Origin of the sequence: Alkalihalophilus lindianensis, assembly GCF_032843265.1 — a bacterium.
Taxonomy (GTDB): Bacteria; Bacillota; Bacilli; order Bacillales; family Bacillaceae_D; genus Alkalihalophilus; species Alkalihalophilus lindianensis.
Genome location: NZ_JAWJBA010001039.1, coordinates 1 through 235 on the forward strand (window position 1 = coordinate 1; position 235 = coordinate 235).

1 protein-coding gene is annotated in these 235 nt (G+C 42.1%); it reads left to right on the forward strand.

The genetic code is table 11. The annotated features are described in order from the left end of the window. Positions 1 to 235: hypothetical protein (locus RYX56_RS25275; protein ID WP_317124505.1), on the forward strand; the 235-nt coding region annotated here is incomplete at both ends.

Here is a 235-nt window from a genome sequence, read left to right on the forward strand (position 1 = left end):
TTTTATATAGAGGAAGTTCTGTCAAAGCTTCGTCAAGAAGTCGCGGACTATCATCCCGGACAAGGATACTCCCGTCCGTTATTTGATCGTATTGAAATAGATGTATGGATGAGTGAAGAGGAAAAGAAATGGGGGGTCGACGAGGAACGTATTTCCGCATTGGAAGCACTCCATGAAGACCTGTATTTTAATACACTTGATTACTTTGAAGTAATGGGCGAAGAATTGGAAGGCA